The sequence below is a fragment of the Photorhabdus caribbeanensis genome (genome assembly GCF_018448885.1).
Taxonomy (GTDB): domain Bacteria; phylum Pseudomonadota; class Gammaproteobacteria; order Enterobacterales; family Enterobacteriaceae; genus Photorhabdus; species Photorhabdus caribbeanensis.
Genome location: NZ_RCWB01000010.1, coordinates 25566 through 43991, shown reverse-complemented (window position 1 = coordinate 43991; position 18426 = coordinate 25566). Strand labels below are relative to the sequence as shown.

At 38.3% G+C, this 18426-nt stretch carries 17 protein-coding genes, 3 tRNA genes and 2 pseudogenes; 13 read left to right on the top strand and 9 right to left on the bottom strand.

Annotated elements, in window-relative coordinates:
• The first annotated feature begins 816 nt into the window (after positions 1–816).
• From EAE90_RS08945 to EAE90_RS08935, 3 genes and pseudogenes are all read left to right on the top strand, one after another.
• Positions 817–1520, top strand: a pseudogene (locus EAE90_RS08945) (phage tail protein).
• An 8-nt stretch (positions 1521–1528) separates the two neighbouring features.
• The gene (locus EAE90_RS08940; protein WP_214053273.1) at positions 1529–1729 is read left to right on the top strand and encodes a tail fiber assembly protein; all 201 of its coding nucleotides are present in this window, start codon (positions 1529–1531) and stop codon (positions 1727–1729) included.
• A gap of 148 nt (positions 1730–1877) precedes the next feature.
• Complete coding sequence (locus EAE90_RS08935) at positions 1878–2276, top strand: hypothetical protein (protein ID WP_214053201.1); 399 nt, start codon at positions 1878–1880, stop codon at positions 2274–2276.
• A 257-nt stretch (positions 2277–2533) separates the two neighbouring features.
• Here the strand turns inward: EAE90_RS08935 and EAE90_RS08930 are convergent.
• The 6 genes from EAE90_RS08930 to uvrY all read right to left on the bottom strand — a co-directional run bounded on the left by EAE90_RS08930 (position 2534) and on the right by uvrY (position 6068).
• Positions 2534–2620 (bottom strand) — tRNA-Leu (locus EAE90_RS08930).
• Between the two features lie 6 nt (positions 2621–2626).
• Positions 2627–2700: transfer RNA gene (locus EAE90_RS08925), tRNA-Cys, on the bottom strand.
• Positions 2701–2760: 60 nt separating this feature from the next.
• Positions 2761–2836 (bottom strand) — tRNA-Gly (locus EAE90_RS08920).
• A 144-nt stretch (positions 2837–2980) separates the two neighbouring features.
• Positions 2981–3529, bottom strand: coding sequence for a CDP-diacylglycerol--glycerol-3-phosphate 3-phosphatidyltransferase (gene pgsA, locus EAE90_RS08915; RefSeq protein ID WP_214053200.1), 549 nt, complete (start codon positions 3527–3529; stop codon positions 2981–2983).
• 57 nt (positions 3530–3586) lie between these two features.
• On the bottom strand, positions 3587–5419 hold the full coding sequence (gene uvrC, locus EAE90_RS08910) for an excinuclease ABC subunit UvrC (protein ID WP_214053199.1): 1833 nt from the start codon (positions 5417–5419) through the stop codon (positions 3587–3589).
• Positions 5403–6068: a UvrY/SirA/GacA family response regulator transcription factor gene (uvrY, locus tag EAE90_RS08905; RefSeq protein ID WP_214053198.1), complete on the bottom strand. Its 666-nt coding sequence runs from the start codon at positions 6066–6068 to the stop codon at positions 5403–5405. Before uvrY ends, uvrC begins: the two co-directional genes overlap by 17 nt.
• Positions 6069–6502: 434 nt before the next feature.
• Between uvrY and EAE90_RS08900 the strand changes: the two genes are divergently transcribed.
• From EAE90_RS08900 to phoH, 10 genes and pseudogenes are all read left to right on the top strand, one after another.
• Positions 6503–6727: a DUF2594 family protein gene (locus tag EAE90_RS08900; protein WP_214053197.1), complete on the top strand. Its 225-nt coding sequence runs from the start codon at positions 6503–6505 to the stop codon at positions 6725–6727.
• 568 nt (positions 6728–7295) lie between these two features.
• Positions 7296–7723 (top strand): annotated as a pseudogene (locus EAE90_RS08895) (universal stress protein).
• A gap of 154 nt (positions 7724–7877) precedes the next feature.
• On the top strand, positions 7878–8216 hold the full coding sequence (locus tag EAE90_RS08890) for a hypothetical protein (protein WP_036807688.1): 339 nt from the start codon (positions 7878–7880) through the stop codon (positions 8214–8216).
• Between the two features lie 119 nt (positions 8217–8335).
• Positions 8336–8773 (top strand): universal stress protein, encoded by a 438-nt coding sequence (locus EAE90_RS08885; protein ID WP_214053196.1) that lies wholly within the window; start codon positions 8336–8338, stop codon positions 8771–8773.
• 365 nt (positions 8774–9138) lie between these two features.
• Positions 9139–9834, top strand: a complete 696-nt coding sequence (aqpZ, locus tag EAE90_RS08880; protein WP_214053195.1) for an aquaporin Z — start codon at positions 9139–9141, stop codon at positions 9832–9834.
• Positions 9835–10194: 360 nt separating this feature from the next.
• Positions 10195–10914, top strand: coding sequence for a phage tail protein (locus tag EAE90_RS08875; protein WP_214053194.1), 720 nt, complete (start codon positions 10195–10197; stop codon positions 10912–10914).
• Positions 10915–10935: 21 nt separating this feature from the next.
• On the top strand, positions 10936–11568 hold the full coding sequence (locus tag EAE90_RS08870; protein ID WP_214053193.1) for a tail fiber assembly protein: 633 nt from the start codon (positions 10936–10938) through the stop codon (positions 11566–11568).
• A gap of 235 nt (positions 11569–11803) precedes the next feature.
• On the top strand, positions 11804–13099 hold the full coding sequence (locus tag EAE90_RS08865; RefSeq protein ID WP_214053192.1) for a phage tail protein: 1296 nt from the start codon (positions 11804–11806) through the stop codon (positions 13097–13099).
• A 393-nt stretch (positions 13100–13492) separates the two neighbouring features.
• Positions 13493–14476, top strand: a complete 984-nt coding sequence (locus EAE90_RS08860; protein ID WP_422615986.1) for an endonuclease — start codon at positions 13493–13495, stop codon at positions 14474–14476.
• Positions 14477–15050: 574 nt separating this feature from the next.
• Positions 15051–15842 (top strand): phosphate starvation-inducible protein PhoH, encoded by a 792-nt coding sequence (gene phoH, locus EAE90_RS08855; RefSeq protein WP_214053190.1) that lies wholly within the window; start codon positions 15051–15053, stop codon positions 15840–15842.
• Between the two features lie 167 nt (positions 15843–16009).
• Here phoH and EAE90_RS08850 read toward each other — a convergent pair whose 3' ends face one another.
• From EAE90_RS08850 to EAE90_RS08840, 3 genes are all read right to left on the bottom strand, one after another.
• Entirely contained in the window at positions 16010–16750 is a 741-nt protein-coding gene (locus tag EAE90_RS08850) for a hypothetical protein (RefSeq protein ID WP_214053189.1), read from the bottom strand.
• Between the two features lie 77 nt (positions 16751–16827).
• The gene (locus tag EAE90_RS08845) at positions 16828–17562 is read right to left on the bottom strand and encodes a hypothetical protein (protein WP_214053188.1); all 735 of its coding nucleotides are present in this window, start codon (positions 17560–17562) and stop codon (positions 16828–16830) included.
• Between the two features lie 77 nt (positions 17563–17639).
• A complete protein-coding gene (locus EAE90_RS08840) occupies positions 17640–18374 on the bottom strand; it encodes a hypothetical protein (RefSeq protein ID WP_214053187.1) in 735 nt (244 codons plus the stop codon).
• Positions 18375–18426: the final 52 nt, after the last annotated feature.

The window sequence follows — 18426 nt, the reverse complement described above, 5'->3', positions numbered from 1 at the left end:
TCACCAGTGGAACAAAAAAGGGTATATATCACTTTCAGGAAGGTAATACGGCAAACAGAAAGATAATAAATTGCAATCTCAGAACAAATGATTACGTGGTTTCAAGTATAGGGGAGAGAGTTGATTAGTTTATAAAAATTCTTTTAACTCTAACTGATACCATGAAATAAGGTACCTATATAGCAGTAGTAACTATAGCCTGTAGCGCGGGTGATATTTTGTCATAGCTTATTAGTGATAACGCAATTAACTATTAAGAAAATAGTAATACCTTGGATGATGGTGTTTGATGGGTAGAACAATATACATAAACGAGGGGGATTCTTTGACTTTCTAAAAAAGAAAATAACAGTGACAATAGATTAGTAATGGTAATAATGCATTAGAAGTAGTTCCAAATATTATTAAAAGCTGCCAATGACCAGGCAATGTGTTATAGAATTGAGATATTGTATTAACAGCATTTTCGAGTAGAAATATGGTCAACATTATCGTTTAGATATTCGTATCCAAATGCCGGAAGATTCAGTTTGGAATTTAAACCAGAAGGAGTTGAAGAAGGAGATAGAGGGAATAAGAGAAGAATAGTTTCCAGATATTAAATATAAATGGCTTGGATATATTTTTGACTCTAAGATATTTAATTTCTTATTGATTCCAATTATATAAAAACGGCCAACCTCCTAATAAATAGGAATGCTGTATTGCTATTATTTCTGAGTTGGATTTTAACTTTAATAAATTACAGGTGGATTGTTTTTACAGTAATTAAATATGTTGATTATAAAAATATTATTTTACTTAAGGAGTAAATGCATGAGTCAAAAAAATGATTTTAAAGCTTTTTCTATTGGCAATAATGCTAATGTAATTAGCCAAGAAAAATATAATGATGTTCTGGATGATGGGAATATAGAGAAACTCACCGCTCAATTAGATAGCGCGTTGGAACAAAAAATGACAACAGACATTCCCAGTGCTTCATTAACTCAAAAAGGCGTTGTCCAATTTACAAATGTGGTTGGCAATAGCGATTACACAAAAGCTTGTTCAGGAAGTAATAAATTCATTACGTGAAGAAATTAATATACCTGTGGGTTCCCCCATCCTGTGGCCGTTACCCTAATCCACCTATCAACTACCTCGTTTGTAACGGTGCATTTTTCAATAAATTGCAGTACCCAAAGTTAGCAGAAGTTTATCCTGACGGCAGATTACTCGATTTAAGGGGAGAATTTATCCGTGGTTGGGACAGTGGCCGAAATGTGGATCCGTCTCGTTCAATATTGTCGTGGCAGGAAAGAGCTTATTTGGTACAGAATGTTGATTGGGCTGGTAATTTTATTATTATCTCTTCACGCAATGAGCTCAAAAATTTGCAGTGGGATATTCCCCAAAATAACAATACTTCGGTAAAAGCTGTATATTGTAAAGCTCAGGCAGACTGGGTTGCGAATTCTGCATTTATAGGGGTATCAAGGCCCCGCAACATAGCATTTAATTACATAGTGAGAGCGTAGCATACAGCATAACGGCAGAACAAAAGTGGAAAAATCGTTTACGACACGCGAATGAATCCATTGTATTACTGCAAGATGCTGTTGATTTAGATATCGCTACCGAAGCAGAGAAAGCTGCTCTGTTGGAATGGAGAAAATACAGGATAGTGCTCAATAGAGTAAATATTTCGCTGGCTTCCGACATTGAATGGCCAGAACAGCCGAGGTAAAAAGTATAATGAAAGGATATAGTGAATAGTGATTTCCATCACGGAAAAAGAAACAATCCTCGTTATTTTAAATGTAGTTTGTCAGCGGTCTGAGCCACCTTGCGGTGGCCTTTTACTGCTGTATTTTTCAAATAATTAAGGAGTAATTATGGGGTGGGAGCTTCATATAACAAGAGCTGAATGCTTCTCAATGAATGAAGATTGCCAGATTAGTAGCGATGAGTGGCTCGCATTAGTGGCTAAAGATGACGAATTATTCATTGATGAAAGAAATGGTCAGTTTCATGCTAGGTGGACAGGGAAAAGCGTCTATGAAGAACCTTGGCTGAATTGGTCTGATGGGAACATACATACAAAACACCCCGATACAGCTCTATATTGTAAGATGTTACAGATAGCCGAAAAACTTAATGCAAAAGTTGTTGATGACGATGATCGTCTATACTTACTTCCAACGGATTTAGAAAATCCGTCATGGGCTAAGTCAAATCAATCTGAAATAAAAAAATCGTTCCTAAAAAGGCTCATGAATTATATAAAAAGATAATAATTTTCTGCTAACTCTGCCAATAAATAGGTTTCACAGTAATGTAGTAATCATTACTTAACTTTTTTATATGAAAAAGATTTTTCTGATGATGCTTCGATAGGGGAGAGATTGCCTGAAATAGATAGTGTTGATTTATACAGCACCGCCATTCTGCCGCCACTTCACCATTTTCATGTAATCTCGAAATACAAAAAAGCCACCGCAAGGTGGCTTTTTCTTTTCCCTAACTCACTGTTTTACAGCAAGTTTTTATTTGGTGCCCAGGGCGGGACTTGAACCCGCACAGCCTTACAGCCGAGGGATTTTAAATCCCTTGTGTCTACCGATTTCACCACCTGGGCTGAATCTGGAGGCGCGTCCCGGAGTCGAACCGAGGTTGACGGATTTGCAATCCGCTGCATGGCCACTCTGCCAACGCGCCCTTCTATATTCAGCTAACTAATCGCCATTCAGCTACTAACCATCTTTCTAACTAGTAACTTGGAGCGGGAAACGAGACTCGAACTCGCGACCCCAACCTTGGCAAGGTTGTGCTCTACCAACTGAGCTATTCCCGCACCGCTTTGAACTGGCTGATTTACTTATTTGTTTTCGTAAATCTCATGTGCCGTTCGATGCGTTGCATTCTACTTACTTCACGTATCGAGTCAACACAATTATTGTTACTCTGTGTTTGTTCGATGGTTTTTACGTCATTTCGATCAAGCTTCACGCAAATCAGACCAGGCCGCGTTTAGATATTGAAACATTGACCAAAATGTCATCACCGTAGCAACATAAAGTAATATGAATCCACCCAATTCGAATTCAAAATTAGGGCGCCATAATAAAGCAATTAACGCCGCCATCTGTGCTGTCGTTTTTACCTTACCCATCCAGGAAACGGCAACACTACTGCGTTTACCTAATTCAGCCATCCATTCTCTAAGAGAAGAGATGATAATTTCACGTGCTATCATGGTTGCTGCGGGGAGAGTTATCCACCATGTATGGTAATGCTCGGAAACTAAGACCAACGCGGCAGCAACCATGATTTTGTCCGCGACAGGATCAAGAAATGCGCCAAAGCGAGTTGTCTGTTTCCAAAGGCGGGCGAGAAAACCGTCAAACCAATCTGTCGCCGCAGCGACAACAAAAATTATGGCACAAACCATCGGCGCCCATGTGAATGGCAAATAAAATGCCAAGACAAAAAATGGGATCAGGACGATACGAAATAGAGTGAGCCATGTTGGTATATTTAATTGCATAGTGCTTCTTAACTATCTGGCTATAGTGGAATTTATAAGTATGGTGCATCAATGTACTTAGTGTTTCAATGCATTATAAATTTTTTCTGCTAATGCATAGGAAATAGTCGGTACTTTTGCGATCTCTTCGACACTTGCGTTACGTAAAGGCTGCAAACCTCCCATGTATTTCAATAACATTTGTCGGCGTTTGGGCCCAACTCCTTCAATAGATTCCAGTGTACTGGTGTTTCTAACTTTAGCTCTACGTTGGCGGTGCCCGGTTATTGCATGATTATGTGATTCGTCACGAATATGCTGAATTACATGCAGAGCGGGAGAGTCCGGCGGTAATGCGATACCTTTATCTTCCGTCGTGAAAAATAGTGTTTCAAGCCCAGCTTTGCGATCACTGCCTTTGGCAACACCTATCAATTGAGGGCGCGTTTTATCCCATCCAACATCAAGAGACTGAAAGACATCTATTGCCTGAGCTAATTGCCCTTTACCACCATCGATGAAAATAATGTCGGGAATTTTTGATTCATCTAATGCCTTTCCATATCGACGGCGTAATACTTGATTCATGGCAGCGTAATCATCACCGGGAGTAATACCACTGATATTATAGCGCCGATATTCAGAACGTAGTGGGCCATTGCTATCAAAAACGACACAGGATGCAACGGTTTGTTCCCCCATAGTGTGGCTAATGTCAAAACATTCCATTCTCTGAATTTTTGCTAACTTAACTAATTCGGCGAGAGAGTCTAATCTTTGGTGAATAGTTGATTGTTGCGATAAGCGGGTCGTGAGGGCTGTTGTTGCATTTGTGCGAGCGAGTTTCAGATAACGGGCTTTGTCTCCACGGGGGCGGGTTTGAATCTGAATTTTTCGCCCGGATATTTCAGATAAAGAGTCAGACAAAATGTCTTTCTCTGGCAAGGTAAAATCCAGCAAAATTTCTGAGGGTAAAGTCCGATTTTGGCTGCCCTGTAAATAAAATTGTCCAAGGAATGTTTGTACAATCTCATCAAGTTTTGTCCCCATCGGGACTTTAGGGTAGTAACTCCGGCTACCCAGTACTTTGCCCTGACGTATAAACAGTACGTGTAGACAAGCCATGCCCGCGTCAAAGGCAACACTGATAACATCTAGGTCATCGTCTGTTCCTGAAACAAATTGTCTTTCAGTGACCTGACGAACGGCCTGGATTTGATCACGATATCTTGCTGCATCTTCAAATTTCAATTGCTGGCTGGCTTGTTCCATTCGGTTAATTAATCTGGTTAAAACTTGCTGATCTTTGCCTGAAAGAAACAGACGAATATAATCAACTTGTTGTTGATACTCTTCGTCACTTACCAGCCCTTTAACGCAAGGCCCAAGACAGCGGCCAATTTGGTATTGCAAGCATGGTCGCGAGCGATTGCGGTAGACACTATCCTCACATTGCCGAATAGGAAAAAGTTTTTGCAGTAAGATTAATGATTCTCGTACCGCATGAGCGTTTGGAAACGGGCCGAAATATTCACCTTTGCAATGTTTAGCTCCCCGATGTGTTGCCAGCCGTGGGTGTTTATCTGCGCTGAGAAAAATGTAAGGGTAGGATTTGTCATCTCGCAGTAGAACGTTATATCGGGGTTGATAGAGCTTAATGTAATTATGCTCCAGTAACAGTGCTTCTGTTTCAGTATGCGTGACAGTAACATCTATTTGAACAATGTTTTTAACCAGAGATTCGGTTTTACGACTGGCAACCTGTGCACGGAAGTAACTGGCAAGCCGTTTTTTTAAGTCCTTAGCTTTACCGACATAAATAACCGTACCTGAGGTGTCATACATACGATAAACACCAGGCTGACTGGTTACGGTTTGTAAAAATGTTTTTGAATCAAATTGTTCCGTCACTATTTAATAGACTCTCTGTGTCGAATAGCCCATAACGTATTGCCATATGTGTTAATTCTACATCACCACTGATATTTAGTTTACTAAACATTCGGTAACGATAGCTATTGACGGTTTTTGGGCTAAGATTAAGTTGTTCGGAGATATCACTCACCTTTTGTCCTTTCGTGATCATCAACATAATCTGTAATTCACGATCAGACAGACAACTTAATGGATTGTCTTGCTGTGGGCTAATCTGGCTAAGGGCCATCTGTTGAGCAATATCGGGGGCGATATAGCGTTGACCAGCATTAACCGCACGAATTGCATTAACCATGTCCTGAGGGGTAGAGGCTTTACTGAGATATCCTCTGGCGCCCGCCTGCATCACCTTCATTGGCAAAGGATTTTCAGTATAGATAGTCAACATGATGACACGGACATCGGGACAGTAACGCAGGATTCTTTTTGTTGCCTCCAGTCCACCCATGCCTGGCATGTTCATATCCATTAACACGATATCTACTTTATTAGCCCGGCACCACTTTATCGCCTCTTCACCACAGTTAGCTTCTCCTGTTACTGTTATCCCTTTTACGTCATCAAGAATACGTTTTACACCAACTCTGATCAGCTCATGATCATCGACTAACAAAACATTTATCAAAAAAGTGTCTCCAATTGGCTCTATGCTCATACATGAGCTTCATTGATATTGCTTGTGTATTGAATTTGTTCCAGAAAAGTTAACTTCAATTGCCTATTTTTTGACTTTTAGTAAAGATTATATAAAACAATAGAATAGATAAATTATCCTAAAAGTTCATCAGGAATATGAATATTATACTTATCTCTTCCAAAGACAAAAGGGAATTATTTTATACAATGGCAAGTTTTGTTTATTTGTAATAAGAACATCCTGTATATTCTGATTATGATAAAATTAATAACTAAATAAATATTTATAAAATAAATGGTTTTAACAATAATTTAACGTTTTTTTGCGTAGATCTATTTGGAAAATGTATAAAAATAGGGGATAAACTATGTGGTATAATTATTATTTCCATAATGTAATTAATACGTAAACGGGTAATGACTATGAATAAAATCGATTTAATTTCTTCATCCGATACTGAAACCCTGGCAGCAGAGGTGGCATGTTTGAAAGTTCTGTTAGCTTCCATTCTTAAAACTATGGGGCAAGCTCATGCAGGGAAAGTTGTACTGAATTTGGAACGTGTTATTGCAGAAATGGGAGATGAAAAACAGGCGAAGATATTTGAAAATACGGTTCAGCAAATAAAAGCGTTATATCGGCAGTGAGGCGGGCCTCATCTCAGGGGTTAATGTTGTTGCCCCTGTATATCCCGCTTTTGCTACGTGTTGAAATGACCAGCATTTATTTTCATAATGTTTTTTTGGAAAAATATATTATTATGCGCATTAAATTAGTATAACTGTATGAAACTAAAGATGTAATATAAAAAAATTAAAAATGATATTAATTGTCCTGTTATAGAGAAAGGTACGCGAAGGAGAATGATTTGTGAAAAATCTTTAATTTATAATTGTTATTTTATCGTTATATACAGAATGATATATTGAAAAAAGGTATCAATTAACTTTTTATTTTGCAGATAAGTCATGTAATCATCATTGATGACAAACAATAATAGATTCATTATCATGATAATGATTGGTTTTTACTTTTATGAATGTTAATTCTATGTGAATGATATGGGTAATGTTTTTATATCAATATGAAATATAAGTGATTTTCTTGATTTTTATCATTGTGTCTATATAGTTGAATAACTCATAGTAATTAACAAGATATAGAGTATACTAAATGTAGTAGCTTGGTTTGGTATGTAAATATAGGAGCGTGCGTATGTACAAAACTATTTTAGTACCGGTAGATATTTCAGAAGATGAACTAACGAGTAAAGCTGTTAAGCATGCACTGTCTTTGGCAAAAAAACAGGTGCGAGGCTCCATATTCTTCATGTACTGCCAATTTCATCAGCAATCGTTAATGCATATTCGTTGGGATATGATGAAATTAAGGATAAAGCGACAATTAAAGCCGAAGATGATTTGAAAACGCTGCTTGATACCATCGATTTTCCTGATGACAGGTTATCCTATTCCATTGCATTTGGGTCGCCAAGAGATGAAATAACAGCAGCAGCTACAGAAATTAATGCTGATCTTATTGTTATTGGGTCCAGAAGGCCCAATATTACAACGCACTTGCTAGGATCTAATGCGTCTGGTGTTGTTAAATATTCGACAACATCTGTTTTGGTTATCAGATAAGGTGTAATGGGAGAGATTGGCTAGCCATCTTCGGATGGCTTGCTAGATATGTTTTGGTTAACGCTGTGTTGCTCTATTTTTATTAAATTTTCTCTGACTTCATTTTCATTGAGATTGCATAAAGTTTCGTAGAATTGTTGAGGATGCAATAATTATGGAAAAATTTACTGATAAACTGATTCGTCTGGACCATTTTTTATGGCGGGTGGTACGTTTTTACCTTATTGCTGCAACGTTTTTCTTTATTGGAATAATTCCGGGTGTCCTGGGGTTCTATCTGATAGAAGGGCATACGTTTTCTGAATCTTTGCTGAACGCTTTATCTATGTTGGGGTCGCAGGGTTTAGATCCCGCTCCTGTTAGTTTATCCGGTAAATATTTTATTGCGATATATGGTGTATTTTTGGAAAGTGTGTTCTTTATTACCTTGGGGCTTGTTGTAACACCTTTCATTCATCGAATATTACATAAGTGGCATCTTGACTCTGAGTGATTAAAAATAGAGCTATACTGTAATTTATTTGATTTAGTTAAATAACTCACAACAAATAAAGGAGTATTTTATAAACTTATTGAAGTAGTTAAATTTGGTATATAAATATAGGAGTGCGTATGTACAAAATGATTTTAGTACCGGTGGATATTTCAGAGGATGAATTGACCGATAAAGCGATTGCACATGCAGAGTATTTAGCGAAGTTATCTGATGCTAATATACATCTTTTCCATGCCGTTCCTGATATATCAAGATTTTCAATTAGTTATAGTTACCATTATGACTTGCTCAACTCTTTTGCCAAGAAATCTATTGCAAGATCAGAAGAGGAATTGGCAAAAGTGGCTGAGAAAATAGACTTGCCAAAAGAGCGAGTCTCTTTCTCTGTAGCCTTTGGATCACCGAGGGATAAGGTATTATCGACAGCAGGTGAAATTAAAGCAGATTTAATTGTTATTGGTTCCCGGCGGCCTAATATTTCCACCCATTTATTAGGTTCAAACGCTTCAGGGATTGTCGGGTATGCAAATATTTCAGTTTTGGTAGTCAGATGAAAGACTTGTTAAGTAGTGAAAAAACCAGTTTTCACATAGTACTCATTGCTTAATAGGTATTATGTTATTCAATACTGACGTGATAATCCGGTGCAGGTATTTTGCATCGGATTTTTCTATTGTTAAAACAGAATATTGAACTTATTTTGGCGATAATTGATTTTAAGTTATCCATTTTTCACCGAAAAGCTGATCTGCACAGGATAGATGTTGCTTTAAATCCCAGTTTAAAGTGAATATCAAGTAAAGTGCTACAAGAATCAGCGACTTATACGGTTATAGTAAAAATAAGCATGATTTTAATTTATTGGCTATAGTTAATTTCAGCAAGGTAACTCGTTTTGATAACTGGATGAGGACAAAACATGTTAAGAAAATTAGCAGCTGAATTGCTTGGAACTTTTGTTCTGGTTTTTGGGGGATGTGGTAGTGTTGTATTCTCTGCTGCATTTCCTGAATTAGGGATTGGTTTTGTCGGTGTATCTTTGGCATTTGGTTTAACAGTATTAACGATGATATATGCTGTTGGGCATATTTCTGGCGGGCATTTTAACCCCGCTGTAACAATTGGTCTTTGGGCTGGTGGCCGTTTCAGGGCAGTAGAAGTTATTCCTTATATTATTTCTCAAGTTATAGGTGGTATTCTTGCTGCGGCGGTACTGTATGTTATTGCCAGTGGGCAGGTAGGTTTTGATGCGACCGCGAGTGGCTTTGCATCAAATGGTTTTGGTGAGCATTCACCGGGTGGATTCTCGCTTCAATCCGCTATTGTAGCTGAAATTGTTTTAACGGCTATTTTCTTAATTGTCATTATTGGTGTGACAGATAGACGCGCACCTCCGGGTTTTGCACCATTAGCAATAGGTTTGGCGTTGGTTTTAATTAATCTGATTAGCATTCCTATTACCAACACGTCAGTCAATCCGGCACGAAGCACGGCTGTTGCTATATTCCAGAATACCTGGGCTTTAGAGCAGTTATGGTTTTTCTGGGTGATGCCAATTATTGGTGGGATTGTTGGAGGGGGAATTTACCGGCTATTGTTCGCTGAAAAACAATAATTTTTACTGGTGAGTTACCTTGCTTAAGGCCACGCGATAGTGTGGTCTTTTTTGTCATTGTTATTTTTTCATTTGTTTTAATAAAGGCAGGAAATATTTTCATGAAGATTTTCAATTGTAAATAGCAAAGATAAGGTAAGAGATGAAAAATGCAAATAATCTGGGGGTGTTTTATTGCAATGTGTTGGGTGGTTTATTACTGCCAATTATACAAAAATAATTAACCCTATAAGTTATAAAATAAATTTCATTATTATTTTTATGAACTAGACTATCATTAGCGTCAATTGAAAGAGGCTATCTGTCCGACTATTTAATATATTGATTACTGAATGATATTATTGAATTTAAGAGGAGTGTATGAGCCAAAGAAATGATTTTAAAGCTTTTTCCATTAGTGATAATGCTAATGTAGTCAGTCAAGAAAAATATGAAGAAAGTCAGAATTTAAAGACGGGGTTTCCACCTGAAAATGTTTCTACTCATGTATTAAATAAGGTATTACGCCAATCATCAACAATATCATCTGTTGTGGCTAATTTTATTGCGACACAATCAGGTGAGGATGTTTTGGATGATGGTGATATAGCTAAACTTACTGTGCGATTCAATAGGGCTTTAGATAAAGCTTTAGAGCAAAAAATTTCAGGTATTTCCAACATCCCTGTTGGCTCTCCTATTCCTTGGCCGTTACCCCATCCACCTTCCGGTTATTTCACTTGTAATGGCTCTGCTTTTAGTAGATCACAGTATCCGAAATTAGCAGAAGCTTATCCTGACGGTAGAATACCCGATTTAAGAGGCGAGTTTATTCGTGGTTGGGATGATGGGCGTGGTGTTGATAGCGGCCGTGTTATTCTAAGCGCACAGGCTGACAACACAAAAAGAATACAACTTACGCAAGGAAACTCTAATGGGCAATTTCTTGTTGACTATCAAGGTCCTGTAGATAGATACCAGTTCCCGCTGGGGCGTGATGTACTTGATATCGCCACAGCTACATCAATTGCTAATAATACAGGTGGTCATGAAACCCGCCCCCGCAATATTGCATTTAACTATATCGTAAAAGCAGAATAATATCATAGAGGTAGAGTAATAATGACACAAGAAAATATCTTAGATTTAGATACTGAAACCGCTGTATTAGGTGAAGACGGATTAGCAATCCAAGCTGGCTGGATAAAAGTTTATCATGTTAATCCCTATTCGAGAGAATTCTCTGGCTCTGATTTAGAATATGTTGCGGAAGGTGTTGGTGTGTCAGCGCATTCTTATTTAGACGCACCAGATCTTCCCGATTCTGATGATATGGCTGTGCGTCGCAGCGAGGACGGAAATTATTGGGAAATTGTCCCTGACCACCGTGGAAAAATAGCTTACAACACGCAAGCGGGTGCACAGGAAGAAGTGGCTGCACTGGGTGAATTACCAGAAACATTAACATTCGAGCAACCGTCCACCGATTTTGATCAATGGGATGGTGAAAAATGGGTAACGGACTTTGAAGCTCTAAAAGTCAGTCAAATTGAACAGGCAGAACAACAACGTGCTATTTTTCGTCGGCAAGCTGATGAAGCCATCACTGTATTGCAATATGCGGTTGAAACTGAAATGGCATCGGAAGAGGAAAAAACTTTATTGCTAGATTGGAAAAAGTATTTGGTATTACTGCGTCGGGTTGATGTTTCATCGGCACCAGATATTAATTGGCCTGAACAGCCGCAAAAATAATATCATTAAATTCTTATAGGTTCAGGTATTGACAAGGCACTGGTTTTTTATCAGTGCTTTGATTAAAGAAATTTGTATAAAAGTCTATATAAAAATGAACTCTGGTTCGTAAAGTTGATTTGGTGATCGATTTTGAATTTATTTTCTTTAAAAATGGTGGGTGATCAACAAGGATATTTTAAGATGTTGAATATTTTTGATTATAAATGAATATTATTTAATTTGGGGAAAGTATATGAGTAAAAATGATTTTAAAGCTTTTTCTATCGATAGTAACGCTAATGTGCCTAGTCAGCAAGATTATGAAACAGATCCGAGTTTACCTCGTGGGTTTCCAAGTAATCAGTATATTACTAATCACGTATTAAATAAGGTATTACGTCAAGCATCAACCATATCATCGGTTGTAGCTGATTTTATTGCGGCACAAACTGGTGAGGATGTTTTAGATGATGGTAATATAACTAAACTCACCGCACAGCTAAATAAAGCTTTAGAACAGAAAGCGATAACAGGAATTCCCAATGCTTCATTAACACAAAAAGGTATTGTTCAACTTACCGATGTAATTGGTGATAGTGATACATTGGCAGTGACGCAAAAGTTGATTAAGGAAATAGTTAATTCATTACTTGGAAATATTAATACCAGAGTACCTGATAGCCGGAAAATAAACGGTAAAGCGTTGACCGGAGATATCAATTTGACTGCGGGGGATGTAGGCGCAGTATCAATTAATGATGCAATGCACTCAATGGGTTTTGCTCGTTTGTATGGATCGGAAAATCTATACGATGGTTGTGCCGGGTATGGACCTAACGCGCCATTCCTAATTAAATATGGATTGCCATCCGATTGGTATGGCGTTCAGTTAAGATTTAGTAATGTAAATGGCCTATCAAGTGAAGGCGTGGATGGTGTATGGAGTCATCGACTGGTTTTTGCGCATGAAGGCAATACATATCGTACAGATAGCATAAATAGCGATAGTAAAAGACAAGTTACACGTAAGTTTTGGGACGATAGGAACGCTAAACCAGACGCCAACGGAAACCTCAAGGTAGCTTCTCCAGTAATAGAAATCTACCCTGATGGCATATTCTCGACTAATGACGAATCCGAAGGTGCAAAAGTAATAAAAGAGGGAACCGGCATATATCGTGTATTAAATATCCTGGGCTATAATGCTGATGGTGGTTGGGGGGTGAATGGGGGCATTTCCGTTCCCCGCGACAACAATAATCTCGAACTGATTTTTGTTGATGATCACGTTCAGCCTGACGGCTCTATTATCATTGAGACTTTCCATCGTCAACACGCGCATTTACCGGAGAGATTTCAAAATTGGCGACTCAAATCTATTGATGACAATGGCAACAAGATCTTCTATCAAGATGGAGAGCCTTGTGATATCCCCAATTCTTGCCGCTTAGATATTCGGGTCCAAATGCCAGAAGATTCACTCTGGAACTTGAAACGAAAGAAGTTACAGGAAGAAATGGAGAGTACCAGCGCTTCTGGTAATAAATGATTCTGGTAGTAAATTGCAGTAAGACGGGGCCATGTATTGGCCCTATATCTTATTTAGTTTGGGCTTTTGGGGCTTCAATATAGAGGGTTGACGTTTAGCACCATTCTCTATTTTTTCATACCAGTAGTGAGTGATATAACTGTTCGTTTTTAAAGCATATAGTTTATATATCGATCTCATCATATCCAATTAATCATTCCGCAATAATGGGATGACTATCCTCTTGTGGTATCTCAATCTGTTCATTGAGTAGCTTTTCTTTTTAAAAGAGATGCTAAGAAGAAATGCAAAGAAACAATATTTGTCTTATAGGTCGATTATGAGGCAACATAAAAGTGTAAAATCAGAATGATATTTTTGCATAAGTAGGGTTTATCATTGAAACGTAAAGTTATTTTTTGGGCAATTCATATTGGGTGTTTCAGCTTAATTGCTCCTTTATCTTCTTTTGCCGCGCCGTCTACCTTTGAACAAGCTAAAGTTGAATTGCGTAAACGCATTTACCATGATCAATTTAAGTCAGGGGAAGGGACATTTTATTGTGGTTGTCATTGGCAATGGACAGGTAAAAGCGGTGGACGCGCAATTCTTTCTTCGTGTGGTTATCAAGTCAGATCACAACAGAATCGTGCTGAACGAATTGAATGGGAACATATTGTTCCTGCCTGGGTTTTTGGTCATCAGCGGCAATGTTGGCAAAATGGAGGAAGGAAAAATTGTGTCTCTTCCGATCCGGTTTTCAGGGCAATGGAGTCTGATATGCATAATTTAGCTCCATCGATTGGCGAAGTTAATGGCGATCGTAGTAATTTCAATTATGGAATGTTACCGAAAAATATGCCGAATGATTATGGTCATTGTTCCAGTAAAGTCGATTTTAAATCTCGCACGTTCGAGCCTAGAAATGAAGTAAAAGGGCAGGTCGCTCGGATAAATTTTTATATGCATGATCGTTACAATCTTTCCATGTCCCGTCAACAACAGCAATTATTTATCGCTTGGGATCGTCAATATCCACCGAGTAAATGGGAGCGGGAGAGAGATAATCGAATTGCTAGTATTATGGGGCATCATAACCCTTTTGTTACCGGTGAACAGAAATGGCAATTGTGGCATAAAAACTCCGCTGCGGGCATTCCAAAAACCGAGCAGGGAAAAGGGCAGAGAAATAGTCAAACAGATATCCAGAGACAACGGGTGTTACCTGATGCATCCTCTACAAGATTAATTAAAGGGAATAACAACAGCAAAATTTATCATTTTTCTCATTGTTCAGGTTATAAGGTGATGCAGGAGAAGAACGCGGTCTATTTTAAAACAGAAACGGAAGCAAAGAATGCAGGTTTTCGATTGGCTGGAAACTGTAAGGGTACTTAATAAAACAGATAATTAACTATTTTTTCTGTTGTCATCAATAATAATATGGCTGCCATCCGGTGGAGAAGAGTGTTTGCAAATAGTGACTTCTTTGCCGAATGGTAACTGAATGTATCAATACCACAGTAGCCAAATCAATAATGGCTACTGTGGTGTTAAGTAATTAGTGTTGTTAAGTCATTAGCTTATATTAATGAGTACTTATCATTGTAAATATTAAGTCATATTATTCAATGAATTAAATTCTTTCCAAACTAAATAAACGATACTGTCGATTATTTTTAATCGAGAGTTTCTGGCTTGTTTGCTATAACTTAGAGATTGTCATTATACTGTCATAATGATTCGTTAGTTTTCACTAGATAGAAATAATGGTGAGTGACGTTAATGATTGATATTCCAATGATACGCGAACCTGTGGGAATATCAGAGTCATTAATATATGTGACGGTTCTACCACCGTTTTTCTATGGGGCTAAATAAGCGGAAAGGAGGCACCTATCTATTTGAATGTAGTTATTATATCGGTGGAATGACACCGGATGGGTGAAAACAACGATAAGGTGATACTGCTATGAGTAGACAGAAAGCAGTGATTAAATCACGTCGAGAGGCAAAACGGATAATGAAAAGGGATTTACGTCATCATCAATGTTATCAGGATGATAATGTGACCTCTCTGGTACAACTCGGTGGCGTAGAAGCTATTGGCATGGCTCGTGATAACCGAGATACTTCGGAAATTTTGCCACGGACTGAAACGCAATGGCGTTATATGCGAGCAATAAATTATAAAAAACTGATTATTGCCAGTGGAGAGGCGGGTTGCGGTAAAACGTTTATCAGTGCTGCAATGGCCGCGGATGCATTGATTAATAAGGAAATTGATAGGATCATCGTCACTCGTCCTGTATTACAGGCGGATGAAGATCTGGGCTTTTTGCCCGGAGATATGGCTGAAAAATTTGCACCCTATTTCCGACCGGTTTATGACGTTTTATTAAAACGCATGGGAGCATCATTTCTGCAATATTGCTTACGGCCTGAAATTGGTAAAGTTGAAATTGCTCCTTTTGCCTATATGCGGGGCAGAACATTTGAAAATGCATTTGTGATTCTGGATGAAGCCCAGAATGTCACTGTTAATCAAATGAAAATGTTTCTGACTCGGCTTGGGGAAAATGTTACGGTGATTGTAAATGGTGATATAAGTCAATGCGATTTGCCGGTTGGCGTCGTATCAGGATTGCGTGATGCACTGGAAAGATTTTCAGATGATGAAATCGTCAGTGTTATCCATTTTAATCAAGAGGATTGCGTTCGTTCTCAACTGTGCCAGAAAACGTTATTGGCTTATTGTGAATAAATTGCGGAAATACGCCGTTGAGGGCTTTTACAAGAGCGCCTCACGGCGTGATCCTTAGCATATTCTCTGATTATTCGGTATATTTTAAATCTCTGATCTTCAGCCAGTTTCCTTTTTTATTTTTGCTGAGTGACGGCCAATGATTTTTACTGGAAACTCTGATAACGCTACTTTATTTTCCAATAATCAATAGAATCTCTGTTTAAATCAACTCTGCCATCAGGATATTCAACCCTTGAAGGTTCTTTGCCTGGTGGGATAATAATTTTAGGCATTTTGGTTTCATCTAACTTAGGTTTATAGGTAATTTTCCATTCTGCGCCCGGTATTAACCTTAACCTAAAGGGATACATACCAACTTCACCCTGTAAGAATATCCTTTTGGGAAATCTGTTAATCATTTCCAATACAGGGTAAATAACTGGACTATAATTTATAGTATTCAGTGTCGCCGTTTCGCTTAGATTTGTCTGGGTTGCGTCGTTGATAAATGCAGTTAAACCAGTGCCCTCAGTTCCTGCTTCTTGAGTAGCATCTTTCACCAAATGACGGACATCTGTATAACCTACCGTCACAAAGGCTCGGTCAATCTTCCATTTACACCGGCCTCCTCCATCAAAAGGTAACTTTGTTTGAAAATAACCGGTTTGTGGATTGGTCTTTACATCTAGACTCAATCCATTATAGGTTGGCACTTTATAAGGTGACATGTCAGCATGTAATTGATATCTTAGACAATTTTTTGAGATGTACACAGCAGATACATATGGTTTTGTATACTTCGGTGCTACTCCCTCCACGGTGATCCACTGATTTTCTTTGGGCGGAGAAAGCGGCTCATTTGGATCAGCACAGCCTGATATTAAAATCACTGATAAGATCGATAAGTATTGTTTAATATTTATCATGGTAAGTTTTCCTCAATTCCTACAGCATTATCTATATAGCGTGTTAAGGCTAGATTGCTTTTGAAATTGCAATTTGCTTATTTTATGTATCGGAAGTTGACTTGTTGAGTATCGGTTTTAATACTCCCGTCAGGATATTCAACCCATTCCTTTTTTTTAGTCACCGTGATCTTGGGTATTTTGGTTTCATCTAGTTTAGGCTTAAAGATAATTTTCCATTCAGCTTTTGGTACTAAAGTTAGCCGGAAAGAACGCACGTCGACTTCACCTTGTAAGAATATTCTGTTTGGATACCCCTCAACTATTTTCAGGACAGGATGAATGACAGGGCTGAAATTCAGGATATTAGATGCAGAGGTCTCATCACCGTCTGTTTGAGCTGCATTATTGATAAATGCAGTCAAACCAGTTCCTCCTCCTCCTTCATATATAACAGCATCTTTTGCCAGATGATGGACATCGGTATAACTGACTGACACAAAGGCTCGGTTAATTTTCCATTTACACCGGCCACCGCCATTAAAAGGCAGTTTTGCCTGAAAGTAACCAGTTTGAGGATCGGCCTTCACTTTCAGGCGAAGCCCATTATAGGTTGGCACTTTATAAGGTGACATGTCAGCACGTAGCTGGTATTCAAGGCAATCTTTTGAGATATACTCTGCGGACACATGAGGTTCAGTATATTTCGGTGCTACCCCTTCCACGGTGATCCACTGATTCTCTTTGGGTGGAGAAAGCGGCTCATTAGGGTTAGTACAGCCCGATATTAAAATCACTGATAAGATCGATAAGTATTGTTTAATATTTATCATGGTAACTGTTCCTCAATTCCTACAGCGTTATCTATATAGCGTGTTAAGGCTAGATTGCGTTTGAAATTGCAATTTGCTTATTTTATGTATCGGAAGTCGACTTGTTGAGTATCGGTTTTAATACGCCCATCAGGATATTCAACCCACTCGCCTTTTCCATTAGTAATGGTGATTTTTGGTATTTTGGTTTCATCCAGTTTAGGCTTAAAGATAATTTTCCATTCAGCTCCCGGAGTTAATTTTAATTGGAAGAAACGCGTACCTACTTCACCTCGTAAAAATAAGCGTTTCGGAAAACCCTCAACTATTTTCAGAATAGGGTAAATAACTGGTCTAAAATCTAGGGTATTCAATACCGCAGTTTCGCTGAGATTTGTTTGGGTTGCATCGTTGATAAAAGCGGTTAAACCTGTTCCATTGCCTCCCTTATTAACAACATCTTTCATCAGATGGCTGACGTCAGTATAGCGCACAGACACAAAAGCTCGATCAATCTTCCATTTACACCGGCCGCCGCCATTAAAAGGTAATTTCGTCTGAAAATAACCGGTTTGTGGATCGGCCTTTACTTTCAGACGAAGCCCATTATAGGTTGGCACCTTATAAGGTGACATGTCAGCATGTAGCTGATATTCAAGGCAGTCTTTTGATATATACACAGCGGACACATATGGTTCGGTATATTTTGGTACTACCCCTTCTACTGTGATCCACTGATTTTCTTTGGGCGGAGAAAGCGGCTCATTTGGATCAGCACAGCCTGATATTAAAATCACTGATAAGATCGATAAGTATTGTTTAATATTTATCATGGTAAGTTTTCCTCAATTCCTACAGCATTATCTATATAGCGTGTTAAGGCTA